Genomic DNA, 13,171 nt, shown 5'->3' on the forward strand with positions numbered 1-13,171 from the left:
TCAGCGAGCAGCCGCTGCCGCTTCCCCCAACTTGAGGAAATCGTACATCTCGGCTGCCGTTTTCAACTGATCGATACGGGCCGCGAGGGCATCGCGCTGACCACCGTCCGGCAGGTGCGCCAGCTCATCCTCAAGCCGAAGCCTCTGCTCATGGAGACGCTGTTCGAACGTATGGGGCTCAGATCGTTTTCGCATCATCTGTCCTTGGGGGTTTCCTTGGAGGTTTCCTTGGAGGTTTCCTTGGGGGTTGCAGGCCCGGGCTGTTGGCCCAGCGCTCGATCTGCTCGATGACCTTCTGGTGGCTCGGACGCACCGGCTTTGGTCCTTCGGGCTCATCGGAAAGCTTGCGGGGTAACCTGACTTCATCTGTCATGGCCCATCTCCCTTGACAGGAGAATGCGCCAAAGCCCGACTCGTTTCAATATTAACTTCTTGATTTTATTGAGTATTTTTACTCATTTGGAGGATTTTACGACTCTTGTGGAACCCGCGCCGATCTCGCCCGTTGAACAAACTACTCAACTTACTCACTTTGTGTGATCGACCATGAATGACCTTCGCGCCGAGCGTCTCCAGGTCATGCTTTCTCCGGAAGAGCTGGCCGCGGTTGACGATTTCCGGTTCAAGCACCGCATGCCGACGCGTGCGGCAGCGGTCCGCGAACTTCTCAAGTCGGGACTGGCCGCCGTTGGCGTTGATGCAATACCCGGGGTCAAGTCGAGCAGCTTCGGCGTATTCGGGCGCGGACCGGAGGGGCACACTCAGAACGATCCCGAAAACGGCACCCAGGGCTGATCACGGCCTCACAGCAAACGACCCCGGCACGGGGGGTGCCAGGGCCGTCCTTGGAGATTGCTTCCGGAGCACCGGGGGCATGTCACCGGAAGCAATCACTCGACTCTTCGCAGGACGATTCGTTCCTCGTGAAAGATTAGCCGCTCGGAGCAGCGCCGGAATCATCCGGCGTCATGCCTGAGCCCGGCGTCTTGCTGTCGTCGTTGAGCTTGGGATCGCGCGTCGCCTCGCGCGATGGCGAGCCGGTTTCGTTTGTCTTGTGCACGGTCTGCGCGCGGTGCTTGTCGCGCGGCTGATCCTCCCCGCGCTTGTCCTTGACGATGCCGTGGTCGGAATGTGCCATGAGATCCTCTCGCTTCTTCCGATGCTTCGAAGCGCTTACGCCTCCATGCACCGAATGTTCCTACGAGCGCGAGAGGAAGCAGTGCTAGCTGTGCGCCGCGTGCACCGCCACGGATGCGTTTTCCTGATGAACCTGCCGGATCGTCGTCACCGTCGCAAATGCGACGGAGACGCCAAATGCGAGAATGAGTGAGAGAAGTGCCAGACGCGGAGCCATCGCAAGAACCTCCTTCTGGAATCGAAAAATCAATGCGACCGACTATTCCAGCATGATCGTTGATTTCTGCAGCTCATTCCGTGAGCCGCCTCACACGCAGATCCACGACAAAGGCAGCCGTCAGACGGCCTTGGCTTCAGACGCCGTGGCTTTGCACGACGCTGACCTTGATGGGTGGGACTTCGCCGTCGAGCCAGTCCTGCTCTTTCGCCAAAGCCGTCCAGGCATCCGCCATGCGCGAGTATCTGTTATAGGCGGGCCGCCCTTCCGAGCGCTCGGCCAATTGCAGGCAGTTCTCTGCGTTGTCCCTGAAGATATCAGACTGTTTCATGCCTTAGACGTGGGTACGGAACCCGGCGCCCGCAACCGCCTGAAGCGCGATGGGATCAGGATGAATCCCTCATCGCGCGTTAGGTTATTGTTTGAGCATGATCTTTTCGGAAAACCGCTGCACACTTTTCCGGATCATGCTCTAACGGGATCGTAACCTCCGCCGGAACTTTGCACGTTACAGGTCATTGAATGATCATGCGGATATTTGTCGCGATCATCCTGGCCTTCATCAGCACCGCGGCCGTTGCCGACAGCACCGGCGAGCAAATGCGCGGAGATCGTGTGCCTGACGCCACCGAGCTCATCAGTGGCCTCTACAGTTTCAGCCAATTCCAGCAGGGCCTGTTGGAGAGTACCGACCTCAAGGGCAATGCGGAAGTCAAGAACCTCGCCGCACTTCGCGCCGAGGAGGCGGCCAAGCGCGACCAAACGCTGAAGGAGATTCAGGACGCGATCGGCGCCGAGCCGCGCCTGAGCAAGGCGACATCAACCGGCATCAGCCTCGCAAAACCCGATGATGCCGAGGGGCCGGCCTATGTCAGAACTTTCTATGCCGCCCAGATCCCCGAATACGAGTCCGCGATCGCCCTGCTCGAGCGCTATCTGAGGACGCCTGACAATCCCGCGCTCGCAGCCTTTGCACGGGAGCACCTTCCCCTGCTGCGCGCCCAGTTGAAGGACGCCGAGCGCACCATGGCCGACAAGTAGTGCCTTACTTGTCGTGCGGATGAGGTTGCTGATCCATCGGACGCACCGTGCGATCGCTGTCGGGCATGTTGTCCCGCCCGGCGTCGCCATTGGCGTCCTTGCCGCCCGAGGTCGAGGTGCCGCTGCCACTGGGGTTCGTCCTGGTGGCGGTCCCCGTGGTCTGCGAATCCGCCTGCGGCGTGGCGGAGCTGGCGGCTGGATCTCCTGTTACGGCCCCGCGCCCGCTGGGCGCGCCAGCCTGCGCCAGCGCAGATCCCGTTGCGAATAATGCGGCGATGAGGACGCTCAATCCCGCTTTCATATGCGCTCTCCCTCTTTTGCAGGCTAACCTCAGGACCTGTCCCGGCGTTCCTAAAGCCAGGGCCCTGGGTTTCGAAACCGGAACATCGCCCGCCCCCTTAAGGGTCGAAGAACTTTTAGCTAATCGGATGGAACTCTCGATACTCTTCGCCGTTAGCTTCGTCGGGCTGAGCACGGCAGGTTCCAATGCGGCGTCGCTACCTTGGCGCTTGATTTCGAATTTGGCTGACGCTCTAAGTTTGATCAGGCGCGTCACGCCATAGGATTCGGCGGACGCTTGCGGGGGAATCAATATGAGCGACCTCGATCCCGGAACTGCATCACGCTCCGGTCGTCGCGTTCCAAAACCCAAACCCAATGGCACCTCAGAGCCGGATGCTCGGCAGGAATTGCTGCTCGCGCTCCAGGCCATGCGCAGCGGCGATTTCTCCGTGCGCATGAGCGGCGACTATCTCGGCATCGACGGCAAGATCGCCGACACTCTTAACGAAATCATCGCAGCCAACCAGCGCATGGCGCAGCAGCTCGAGCTGGTCGGCCAGGTGGTCGGACGCGAAGGCAAGACGCGCCAGCGCGTCAAGTTCGGCCTCGCCTCCGGCTCCTGGGCCGACATGGAAGGGTCCGTCAACACCTTGATCGACGATCTGCTCTGGCCGACGCGCGAGGTGACGCGCGCCGTGGCGGCCGTGGCGCAGGGCGACCTGCTTCAGACGGTCAAGCTCGACGTCGATGGCCGCCCCCTGCGCGGCGAATTCCTGCAATCGGCGACCATTGTCAACACGATGATCAAGCAGCTCGGCGTGTTCACCTCCGAGGTGACGCGCGTCGCGCGCGAGGTCGGCACCGAAGGCAAGCTCGGCGGCCAGGCCCAGGTGCCTGAGGTGACCGGCGTCTGGAAGGACCTGACCGAGAGCGTCAACTCGATGGCGAACAACCTGACCAACCAGGTTCGCAACATCGCCGAGGTGACGATCGCGGTCGCCAACGGCGACCTGTCGAAAAAGATCACCGTCGACGTCCGCGGCGAGATCCTTCAGCTCAAGGAAGCCATCAACACGATGGTCGACCAGCTGCGCTCCTTCGCCTCGGAAGTGACGCGCGTGGCGCGCGAAGTCGGCACCGACGGCAAGCTCGGCGGCCAGGCCATCGTGCCCGGCGTTGCCGGCACCTGGAAGGACTTGACCGACTCCGTCAACGCGATGTGCGGCAACCTCACCGCACAGGTCCGCAACATCGCCAACGTGACGACCGCCGTGGCGCGCGGCGACTTGTCGCGCAAGATCACCGTGGACGTGCGCGGCGAAATCCTGGAGCTGAAGGACACCATCAACACCATGGTGGACCAGCTCAACTCGTTCGCTTCCGAAGTGACCCGCGTGGCGCGCGAGGTCGGCACCGAAGGCAAGCTCGGCGGCCAGGCCCAGGTGCCCGGTGTGGCCGGCACCTGGAAGGACCTCACCGACAACGTCAACTTCATGGCGTCGAACCTGACCGCTCAGGTCCGCAACATCGCCGACGTCGCCACCGCCATCGCCGGCGGCGACTTGTCGAAGAAGATCACGGTGAACGTGTCGGGCGAGATCCTTCAGCTGAAGGAAACACTGAACACCATGGTCGACCAGCTCAACGCCTTCGCCGGCGAAGTGACGCGCGTGGCGCGCGAGGTCGGCACCGAAGGCCGGCTCGGCGGCCAGGCCAACGTGCTCGGCGTCGCCGGCACCTGGAAGGACCTCACGGAAAGCGTCAACTCGATGGCGTCGAACCTGACGGCGCAGGTCCGCAACATCGCCGAGGTGACGACGGCGGTCGCCGGCGGCGACTTGTCGAAGAAAATCACGGTGGACGTGCGCGGCGAAATCCTGGAGCTGAAGGACACCATCAACACCATGGTGGACCAGCTCAACGCCTTCGCCGGCGAAGTGACGCGCGTGGCGCGCGAGGTCGGCACCGAAGGCAAGCTCGGCGGCCAGGCCCAGGTGCGCGGTGTCGCCGGTACCTGGAAGGACCTGACGGACTCGGTCAACTCGATGGCCTCGAACCTGACCGGCCAGGTCCGCAACATCGCCGAAGTCGCGACCGCGGTCGCCAAGGGCGATCTGTCGAAGAAGATCACGGTGAACGTGTCGGGCGAGATCCTTCAGCTGAAGGAGACGCTGAACACCATGGTGGACCAGCTCAACGCCTTCGCCGGCGAAGTCACCCGCGTCGCGCGCGAGGTCGGCACCGAAGGCAAGCTCGGCGGTCAGGCGCAAGTGCCTGGTGTGGCCGGCACCTGGAAGGACCTCACCGACAACGTCAACTCGATGGCGGGCAACCTCACCGCCCAGGTCCGCAACATCGCCGAGGTCGCGACCGCCATCGCCGGCGGCGACCTGTCGCGCAAGATCACGGTGGACGTGCGCGGCGAAATCCTTCAGCTGAAGGACACGCTCAACACCATGGTCGACCAGCTCAACCGCTTCGCGGGCGAGGTGACGCGCGTGGCGCGCGAGGTCGGTACCGAAGGCCGTCTCGGCGGCCAGGCCAACGTGCCCGGCGTCGCCGGCACCTGGAAGGACCTGACGGACAGCGTGAACTCGATGGCGGGCAACCTCACCGCCCAGGTCCGCAACATCGCCGAAGTGACCACGGCCGTGGCGCGCGGCGACTTGTCCCGCAAGATCACCGTGGACGTGAAGGGCGAAATCCTCGAGCTGAAGAACACCATCAACACCATGGTGGACCAGCTCAACGGCTTCGCCGGCGAAGTGACGCGCGTCGCGCGCGAGGTCGGCACCGAAGGCAAGCTCGGCGGCCAGGCGGAGGTGCCCGGTGTTGCCGGCACCTGGAAGGACCTCACCGACAACGTCAACTTCATGGCCTCGAACCTGACGGCGCAGGTGCGCAACATCGCCGAGGTCGCGACCGCGATCGCCGGCGGCGACCTTTCCAAGAAGATCACGGTGGACGTCCGCGGCGAGATCCTGCTGCTGAAGGACACCCTCAACACCATGGTGGAGCAGCTCCGCTCCTTCGCCGCTGAAGTGACGCGCGTGGCGCGCGAGGTCGGCACCGAAGGCCGGCTCGGCGGTCAGGCCGTCGTGCCCGGCGTCGGCGGCACCTGGAAGGACCTCACCGACAACGTCAACCTGCTGGCGGCGAACCTCACGACGCAGGTCCGCAACATCGCCGAAGTCACCACCGCCGTGGCGCGCGGCGACCTGTCGCGCAAGATCACCGTGGACGTGAAGGGCGAAATCCTCGAGCTGAAAAACACCATCAACACAATGGTGGACCAGCTCAACGCGTTTGCCGGCGAAGTGACGCGCGTGGCGCGCGAGGTCGGCACCGAGGGCGAGCTCGGCGGTCAGGCCCAGGTGCCCGGCGTCGCCGGCACGTGGAAGGACCTCACCGACACCGTCAACTTCATGGCGGCAAACCTGACCGAGCAGGTCCGCGGCATCGTCAAGGTGGTGACCGCGGTCGCCAACGGCGACCTCAAGCAGAACCTCACCGTGAAGTCGAAGGGCGAGGTTGCGGCGCTGGCCGACACCATCAACAACATGACCGAGACGCTGGCGACCTTCGCCGACCAGGTGACGTCGGTGGCGCGCGAAGTCGGCGTCGAAGGCCGCCTCGGCGGTCAGGCCGACGTGCCCGGCGCGGCCGGCACCTGGAAGGATCTGACCGGCAACGTCAACCTGCTGGCGGCCAACCTCACCTCCCAGGTGCGCGCGATCGCGGAAGTGGCGACCGCCGTGACCAAGGGCGATCTGACGCGATCGATCCAGGTCGACGCCCGCGGCGAGGTCGCGGAGTTGAAGGACAACATCAACACCATGATCACCAACCTCCGTCTGACGACGGAGCTGAACACCGAGCAGGACTGGCTCAAGACCAACCTCGCCAAGTTCACCAACATGCTGCAGGGCCAGCGCGATCTCGCCACCGTCGGCCGGCTGCTGCTGACCGAGCTGTCGCCGCTGGTGAACGCGCACACCGGCGTGATCTACCAGGTCGAGAACGAAGACAGCCCGCAGCTGCTGCTGCTCGCCTCCTATGCCGGCGATGGCGTCTATCCCTATCAGCGCGTGCTGCAGTTCGGCGACGGCCTGATCGGCCAGTGCGCCGTCGACCGGCGTCCACGCCTGGTTTCCGACATTCCCGCCGACGTGGTGCCGATCAACTCGGCGCTGCTGCGCGTCGCACCGAAGAACCTCGTGGTGCTGCCGGTGCTGTTCGAGGGCCAGGTCAAGGCGGTGATCGAGCTCGCCTCGCTCACCTCGTTCACGACCTCGCAGATGACTTTCCTGGAGCAGCTCACCGACTCCATCGGCATCGTGCTCAACTCGATCGAAGCGACGATGCAGACCGAAGGCCTGCTCAAGCAGTCGCAGCAGCTCGCCGGCGAGCTGCAGACGCAACAGCGCGAATTGCAGCAGACCAACGACCAGCTCGAGCAGAAGGCGCAGCAGCTCGCCGAGCGCAACGTCGAGGTCGAGCGCAAGAACCAGGAGATCGAGCAGGCCCGCCGCGCGCTCGAGGAAAAGGCGACCGAGCTCGCGCTGACCTCGAAGTACAAGTCGGAATTCCTGGCCAATATGAGCCACGAGCTGCGCACGCCGCTGAACTCTATCCTGATCCTGGGACAGCAGCTCACCGACAACCCGGACGGCAACCTCTCGCCCAAACAGGTCGAATTCGCCCGCACCATCCACGGCGCCGGCACCGACCTGCTCAACCTCATCAGCGACATTCTCGATCTCTCCAAGATCGAGTCGGGTACGGTGACTGTCGATGCCGAGGAAATCCTCACGGCCAACCTGCTCGAGACGGTCGGGCGGCCGTTCCGGCACGAGGCGGAGAACCGCAACCTGTCGTTCAAGATCGACGTCGATCCGAACCTCGCCCGCAGCATCGTCACCGACTCCAAGCGCCTGCAGCAGGTGCTGAAGAACCTGCTCTCCAACGCCTTCAAGTTCACCGCCGAAGGCGAGGTGCGGCTCAAGGTCGCCGGCGCGCTCGGCGGCTGGGGCACCGATCACCCGGTGCTGAACTCCGCACCGGCCGTGATCGCTTTCGAGGTCTCCGACACCGGCATCGGCATCCCCCTGGAGAAGCAGAAGCTGATCTTCGAGGCGTTCCAGCAGGCGGACGCCGGCACCAGCCGCAAATATGGCGGCACCGGTCTCGGCCTTGCCATCAGCCGCGAGCTCGCGAGCCTGCTCGGCGGTGAAATCCACCTGCGTAGCTCACCGGGCAAGGGCTCGACCTTCACGCTGTATCTGCCGCTGAAATATTCCGGCCCGACGCAGGCACCGCGCGCGCCGGCAGCACAGCAATACAACCAGCCGCCGGCGCTGCAGCCGGCCGCGCCGGAGCAACAGCGTGCCATCGAGCAGCTGCCCGACGACCGCCTCAACATCGAGCCCGGCGACAGCATCCTCCTGATCGTGGAGGACGACCCGCATTACGCGCGGATTCTGGTCGACCTCGCGCGGGACAAGGGTTTCAAGGTTCTGGTCGCCGCGCGCGGCGCGGAGGCGCTTGAACTTGCGAAGCAGTATCAACCGAGCGCCGTTTCGCTCGACGTGTTCCTGCCCGACATGCTCGGATGGACGGTGCTGAGCCAGCTCAAGCACAATCCGCTGACGCGCCACATCCCGGTGCAGATCATCACGCTCGACGAGGACCGCCAGCATGCGCTGGCACGCGGCGCCTTCTCCTTCGTCAACAAGCCGACGACGACCGAGGGCGTTGCCGCAGCGCTGACCCAGATCAAGGAATATGCGCGTCCCAGACGCAAACGGCTCCTGATCGTCGAGGACAACGAGGCCGAGCAGCTGTCGATCCGCGAGCTGCTGCACCACGACGACATCGAGATCGTGACCACCGACACCGGTGCCGGCGCGCTTTCGATGCTTCGCGAGGCCCCTTGCGACTGTGTGGTGCTCGACCTCCGTCTGCCCGACATGAGCGGCTTCGAGGTGCTGGACCAGATCCGGCGCGACGAGGCGCTGTCGAACGTTCCCGTCGTCGTATTCACCGGCCGCGAGCTGTCGGCGGAAGAAGATGCGGAACTCCACACCATGGCGCGCAGCATCGTGGTCAAGGGCGTGGAATCGCCCGAACGTCTGCTGGATGAAACCGCGCTGTTCCTGCACCGCGTGATCACCGAGCTGCCGGTCGAGAAGCAGCGCATGCTGGAGAAGCTCAACAGTTCCGACGAGGACCTGATCGGCAAGACTGCGCTGCTGGTCGACGACGACGCCCGTAACATCTTCGCGCTGTCGAGCGTGCTGGAACGGCGCGGCATGAAGGTGCTGACGGCGACCACCGGGCGCGAGGCGGTGGCGCTGGTCGAATCCAACCCGGAGATCGCCATCGTGCTGATGGACATCATGATGCCGCAGATGGATGGCTATCAGACCATCGGCGTGATCCGGGAGAACCCGGCCTTCCTGCGCCTGCCGATCATCGCGCTGACAGCGAAGGCGATGAAGGGCGACCGCGAGAAATGCCTGGAGGCAGGAGCCTCCGATTATCTCGCAAAGCCAGTCAACACCGACCAATTGCTGCTTGCGATCCGCATGTGGCTGCACCGTTGAGTTTGGATCCGAGAATGGACCACGAAAAGGTCAACATCCTCCTCGTCGACGACCAGCCGGCCAAGCTGCTCGCCTATGAGGTGATCCTGAAGGAGCTCGGTGAGAATCTCGTGGTCGCCTCGTCCGGCCGGGAGGCGCTGGAGGTGCTGCTCAAGACCGAGATCGCGGTGATTCTGGTCGACGTCTGCATGCCCGAGCTCGACGGCTTCGAGCTCGCCGCCATGATCCGCGAGCATCCGCGCTTCCAGAAGACCGCGATGATCTTCATCTCGGCCATTCAGGTCAGCGACATCGACCGCCTGCGCGGCTACGAGATGGGCGCGGTCGACTACGTCCCCGTGCCTGTCATCCCGGAAGTGCTGCGCGCCAAGGTCAAGGTGTTTGCCGAGCTCTATCGCAAGACGCGCGAGCTCGAACGGCTGAACCAGGATCTCGAGGATCGCGTCCGCGCCCGTACCGCCGAGCTGGAGAATTCGACCGCCAAGCTGCGCGAGAGCGAAGAGCGACGCACCATGGCGATCGCCGCCGGCAAGATGGGATCCTGGGATTGGGATTGGGTCAGCGGCGACTGGATGTGGGACGACGGGCAATATCGCATCTTTGGCGTGAGCCCCGAGAACTTCGAAGTCAACCCGGTCAACGTTCAGGCACTGTTACATCCAGACGACGTCGATCAGCTGCGCAAGGCCATCGCCGAATTCAACAAAGGAACGCGCGCCTACGAGACCGAATTCCGCATCGTTCGGCCCGACGGCGAGGTGCGCTGGTGCGTCGGCACGGCGGCCGCATCCGCGGATGCGAACGGTCGCGTCGTGCGGGTGAGCGGCGTCACCGTCGATATCACCGAACGAAAACGGGCCGAGGAACGCCAGAACCTGCTGGCGCGCGAGGTCGATCACCGCGCCAAGAATGCGCTGGCGCTGGCGCAGTCGATCGTGCGCCTCACCCGCGCCGACGAGGTCAAGGCTTACGTCAGTGCCGTGGAGGGACGCATCAATGCGCTCGCGCGCGTGCACACCATCCTCTCCTTGTCGAGCTGGCAGGGCGCCGAGCTCTCCAAGCTGATCGAGGAGGAGCTGGCGCCCTACTCGCTCGGCGGACAGATCAAGCTGGCAGGTCCCGAAGTGCAGTTGGTGCCGGCCACTGCGCAGACGCTGGCCCTGGCGCTGCACGAGCTCTTCACCAACTCGGCCAAGTATGGCGCGCTCTCGACGCGGTCTGGGCGGCTCGCGATCAGCTGGCAGGCCGACAACGACCTCCTCATCCTGACGTGGGACGAGACCGGCGGGCCGATGGTCAGGACGCCGAAATCGCGCGGCTTCGGAACAAGAAGCCTGCTCGCCAGCGTCGAATCCCAGCTTGGCGGACAGGCGCAATTCGATTGGCGTTCGGAGGGCTTGCTGTGCCGTCTCGAAGTCCCCTTGACGCACAAGAGTGCGGCGACAGCGACGGCGCAGGACAAGTTCGAGACCAACAGCTCCCCCGAGCTTCAGCGCGCGTCGGGTTAACGCGACGCGGCAACCTTCAGCCGCGATATCGACCGCGGTTCATCGGCGATGCGCCCTTCGAGCCAGGCTTCCGTTTGCGCGAGATCGCGCAGCGCCCTCGCGTAGCGGAGCGCCGCGCTGCGGTCTGCACCACGCGGCAGCTTGCGCGCCTTGCGCAATATGTCGGCCGCCGCGTTACGGTAGGCCAGCGATCGATAGAGAAAGACCACCTTACCCATGGCTGATGTTCCCGTGTTGATGCGTACATCCTGGCAAGGCCGGCATGAACGTCCGATGAAGCGGATGATGACAAATCCTTTATGCGCAATGGAACCTCGCCATGACGGCCCGCGTTTGCATGCCAGATCGATCGGCAGTTCCATGCGCGCAAAAAAGTCGCCAAACAGATCGCCAAGTTTGATCTCTCCCACCGGCGTGATCAAGCTGATGACCCATGCGATGATGGGCGCTGCACTCGGTCTGATGTTCACGCTCGCACTCATTCTGGCCAATCCCGCGGTTGCGGAATTGCTGAACCATGGCGGGCGTGCGGCGGCCCTGGTGTTTGTTGCAACGATGGTGATGACGTTTGCCATCGGCGCCTCGTTGACGGGCGTCGTATTCATCCTCAACGAGAACAAGGAAACGTGAAGCGGGCGCGAAACGCGCGCGACGAATATTCTTCGGAACTCCTGCGGCAAATGGCGGTTGCTCCTGCGTCGATTCAACTCAGGGAGTTCCCTTTCATGAAGACGATCAAGCTCGCTCTTGCCGTGATGCTGGCCACCGGCCTTGCCGCCGCGCCGTTCGCTGCGCAGGCCAAGTCGCACAAGAAGCATCACTCCTCCTCCATGTCGCAGACCACCACGGGAGCGAACATGAAGAAGACCGTTCCGCCCGATCCGTCCGGCCAGGGCGGTTCTGGCCCCGGCAGCGATCACGGTGGCAGCATGACCGCGCCCCAGAACGGCCAGAGCAAGTAAGCGCGGGCTTACGGCAATAAGAAGCCCCGCGGCGACGCGGGGCTTCTCGTTGCGCGTGAGCAGTGCGCTCACGCTGCGCTGCGTTGGCTGTGGCGCCCTTCCTTGATCTCTTCGATGATCTTGGCACTGAAGGCTTCGAGATCGCCGGGATTGCGCGAGGTGATCACGCCCTGGTCGACCACCACTTGCGAATCTTCCCACAACGCGCCGGCGTTGATCACGTCGGTCTTGATCGATTTGTAGGACGTCATCTTGCGGCCCTTGGCGATGCCGGTCTCGATCAGCAGCCAAGGCGCATGGCAGACGGCAGCGACGACCTTCTTGGCGTTGAAGATCTCCTTGATGAAGGCCAGCGCCTTGGGCTCCACGCGCAGGAGGTCGGGATTGATCTGCCCGCCGGGCAGAACGATTGCGTCGTAGTCGGTGCTGACGGCCTGATCGAGTGTCTTGTCGACCTTCACCGGCCGGCCCCAGTCCTTCATGTCCCAGCCCTTGATCTCCCCTTCCGCGAGCGAGATCACGTGAACCGTCGCGCCGGCTTTCTTCAGGCGGTCGCGCGGCACCTCCAGTTCCGACTGCTCGAAGCCATTGGTGGCGAGAATCGCAATGGTCTTGCCGCTGAGCTCCATGGAACACTCCTTCTGTTTCGGGATGGTCGCAGTCAAATCAGGCGCGGTGCGATCGTTCCTGAAACAGCATTCACATCGGGACGTCCCTCACCGCCACATCGTCGGCGCGCGGGTCAGCGCGTCCCGCCCAGCCCGCTTCAGATCCTGCAATGAGCAGCGGTCCTGGCGTGCGGTCGCCCGCAATCTGATCGCAACGCGCTCGCGCGTCGTCGTGTCCCACGCGGGCACGTCTGCGCAGACTTCATCGAGCACCGCCTGCAGCAAGGCGGCCATTTCGGCATCGGGCATGGACGAACTCCGGCAGGTCGCGTCGCGCGACCGCCTTAGCTGCGTCGGATGTCAGGGATGTTAAGGGAATGGACTACGGAGCTCGTCTTCACGAGTTGATCGAGCTGGGCCCGCTTGCGCGCGATCAGGAGCTGGGCGGCGGCGTCGTCGAGGCCTTCCCGCTGCAATTGCCGGATGGCGGAGCCCAATTCGAGGATCTCGGCGCGCAGTCTCAGAATCCGGTATGTGTCCGGGTCTTCCTCCACGGCCAGCCTCCCTCCACCAACGCCTCAGCGGCGTACCGGCCTGTCCTCGTTCTTCAGCGGACGCAGATGCACCCGGTCGCGGATGTCGGGCAACACCTCGCCGCCGCCCGCGGCCTTCCATTCGCTGATCAGCAGGTTGATCTTCCGGCGCAGCTGGATCTGCGCCTGGGCCCGTTCGCTGCAATCGCGGTCGCGATTGATGAGATCGCGCACGGACGCTTCGACATCCGCCATCTCCAGCCTCAAGACGCTGATTT

General features: G+C 63.9%; 17 protein-coding genes. 6 read left to right on the forward strand and 11 right to left on the reverse strand.

Annotated features, from left to right (window positions below; genetic code table 11):
* Together ACNJX9_RS29525 and ACNJX9_RS29530 are read right to left on the reverse strand one after the other, a co-directional pair.
* Nucleotides 1-195, reverse strand: coding sequence for a hypothetical protein (locus tag ACNJX9_RS29525; RefSeq protein ID WP_057753888.1), 195 nt, complete (start codon nucleotides 193-195; stop codon nucleotides 1-3).
* Complete coding sequence (locus ACNJX9_RS29530; RefSeq protein WP_439405486.1) at nucleotides 179-373, reverse strand: hypothetical protein; 195 nt, start codon at nucleotides 371-373, stop codon at nucleotides 179-181. Before ACNJX9_RS29530 ends, ACNJX9_RS29525 begins: the two co-directional genes overlap by 17 nt.
* A gap of 173 nt (nucleotides 374-546) precedes the next feature.
* Here ACNJX9_RS29530 and ACNJX9_RS29535 point away from each other — a divergent pair, with 173 nt between their 5' ends.
* Nucleotides 547-795, forward strand: a complete 249-nt coding sequence (locus ACNJX9_RS29535) for a hypothetical protein (RefSeq protein ID WP_057753691.1) — start codon at nucleotides 547-549, stop codon at nucleotides 793-795.
* A gap of 136 nt (nucleotides 796-931) precedes the next feature.
* On the opposite strand, the gene ACNJX9_RS29540 is transcribed toward ACNJX9_RS29535, so the two are convergent.
* The 3 genes from ACNJX9_RS29540 to ACNJX9_RS29550 all read right to left on the reverse strand — a co-directional run bounded on the left by ACNJX9_RS29540 (nucleotide 932) and on the right by ACNJX9_RS29550 (nucleotide 1,685).
* Entirely contained in the window at nucleotides 932-1,138 is a 207-nt protein-coding gene (locus ACNJX9_RS29540) for a hypothetical protein (protein WP_057753694.1), read from the reverse strand.
* 84 nt (nucleotides 1,139-1,222) lie between these two features.
* On the reverse strand, nucleotides 1,223-1,354 hold the full coding sequence (locus tag ACNJX9_RS29545) for a hypothetical protein (protein WP_271597155.1): 132 nt from the start codon (nucleotides 1,352-1,354) through the stop codon (nucleotides 1,223-1,225).
* A gap of 136 nt (nucleotides 1,355-1,490) precedes the next feature.
* Nucleotides 1,491-1,685 carry a hypothetical protein gene (locus ACNJX9_RS29550; protein WP_439405487.1) on the reverse strand — a complete coding sequence of 65 codons (195 nt, stop codon included), beginning with the start codon at nucleotides 1,683-1,685 and terminating at the stop codon, nucleotides 1,491-1,493.
* A gap of 197 nt (nucleotides 1,686-1,882) precedes the next feature.
* Here ACNJX9_RS29550 and ACNJX9_RS29555 point away from each other — a divergent pair, with 197 nt between their 5' ends.
* Nucleotides 1,883-2,395: a DUF4142 domain-containing protein gene (locus tag ACNJX9_RS29555; RefSeq protein WP_439405488.1), complete on the forward strand. Its 513-nt coding sequence runs from the start codon at nucleotides 1,883-1,885 to the stop codon at nucleotides 2,393-2,395.
* 4 nt (nucleotides 2,396-2,399) lie between these two features.
* On the opposite strand, the gene ACNJX9_RS29560 is transcribed toward ACNJX9_RS29555, so the two are convergent.
* Nucleotides 2,400-2,696 carry a hypothetical protein gene (locus tag ACNJX9_RS29560; RefSeq protein WP_057753699.1) on the reverse strand — a complete coding sequence of 99 codons (297 nt, stop codon included), beginning with the start codon at nucleotides 2,694-2,696 and terminating at the stop codon, nucleotides 2,400-2,402.
* A 292-nt stretch (nucleotides 2,697-2,988) separates the two neighbouring features.
* Between ACNJX9_RS29560 and ACNJX9_RS29565 the strand changes: the two genes are divergently transcribed.
* Complete coding sequence (locus ACNJX9_RS29565; protein ID WP_057753702.1) at nucleotides 2,989-9,282, forward strand: HAMP domain-containing protein; 6,294 nt, start codon at nucleotides 2,989-2,991, stop codon at nucleotides 9,280-9,282.
* 14 nt (nucleotides 9,283-9,296) lie between these two features.
* Nucleotides 9,297-10,790, forward strand: coding sequence for an HWE histidine kinase domain-containing protein (locus ACNJX9_RS29570; RefSeq protein ID WP_439405489.1), 1,494 nt, complete (start codon nucleotides 9,297-9,299; stop codon nucleotides 10,788-10,790).
* Here the strand turns inward: ACNJX9_RS29570 and ACNJX9_RS29575 are convergent.
* On the reverse strand, nucleotides 10,787-11,212 hold the full coding sequence (locus ACNJX9_RS29575) for a hypothetical protein (RefSeq protein ID WP_439405490.1): 426 nt from the start codon (nucleotides 11,210-11,212) through the stop codon (nucleotides 10,787-10,789). The two genes, ACNJX9_RS29570 and ACNJX9_RS29575, sit on opposite strands and share 4 nt — an antisense overlap.
* On the opposite strand from ACNJX9_RS29575, the gene ACNJX9_RS29580 reads away from it, so the two are divergent.
* Entirely contained in the window at nucleotides 11,205-11,420 is a 216-nt protein-coding gene (locus tag ACNJX9_RS29580) for a hypothetical protein (RefSeq protein ID WP_245317202.1), read from the forward strand. The two genes, ACNJX9_RS29575 and ACNJX9_RS29580, sit on opposite strands and share 8 nt — an antisense overlap.
* A 95-nt stretch (nucleotides 11,421-11,515) precedes the next feature.
* The gene (locus ACNJX9_RS29585) at nucleotides 11,516-11,752 is read left to right on the forward strand and encodes a hypothetical protein (RefSeq protein ID WP_057753714.1); all 237 of its coding nucleotides are present in this window, start codon (nucleotides 11,516-11,518) and stop codon (nucleotides 11,750-11,752) included.
* A 68-nt stretch (nucleotides 11,753-11,820) separates the two neighbouring features.
* Here ACNJX9_RS29585 and ACNJX9_RS29590 read toward each other — a convergent pair whose 3' ends face one another.
* The 4 genes from ACNJX9_RS29590 to ACNJX9_RS29605 form a co-directional block, all read right to left on the reverse strand.
* On the reverse strand, nucleotides 11,821-12,381 hold the full coding sequence (locus tag ACNJX9_RS29590; RefSeq protein ID WP_057753717.1) for a type 1 glutamine amidotransferase domain-containing protein: 561 nt from the start codon (nucleotides 12,379-12,381) through the stop codon (nucleotides 11,821-11,823).
* Between the two features lie 87 nt (nucleotides 12,382-12,468).
* Nucleotides 12,469-12,669 carry a hypothetical protein gene (locus ACNJX9_RS29595; RefSeq protein ID WP_057753718.1) on the reverse strand — a complete coding sequence of 67 codons (201 nt, stop codon included), beginning with the start codon at nucleotides 12,667-12,669 and terminating at the stop codon, nucleotides 12,469-12,471.
* A gap of 35 nt (nucleotides 12,670-12,704) precedes the next feature.
* Entirely contained in the window at nucleotides 12,705-12,914 is a 210-nt protein-coding gene (locus ACNJX9_RS29600; RefSeq protein ID WP_271597148.1) for a hypothetical protein, read from the reverse strand.
* A 24-nt stretch (nucleotides 12,915-12,938) separates the two neighbouring features.
* Nucleotides 12,939-13,148 (reverse strand): hypothetical protein, encoded by a 210-nt coding sequence (locus ACNJX9_RS29605; RefSeq protein WP_057753724.1) that lies wholly within the window; start codon nucleotides 13,146-13,148, stop codon nucleotides 12,939-12,941.
* Nucleotides 13,149-13,171 lie beyond the last annotated feature (23 nt).

The organism is Bradyrhizobium sp. BLXBL-03 (genome assembly GCF_051853015.1).
Taxonomy (GTDB): Bacteria; Pseudomonadota; Alphaproteobacteria; order Rhizobiales; family Xanthobacteraceae; genus Bradyrhizobium; species Bradyrhizobium manausense.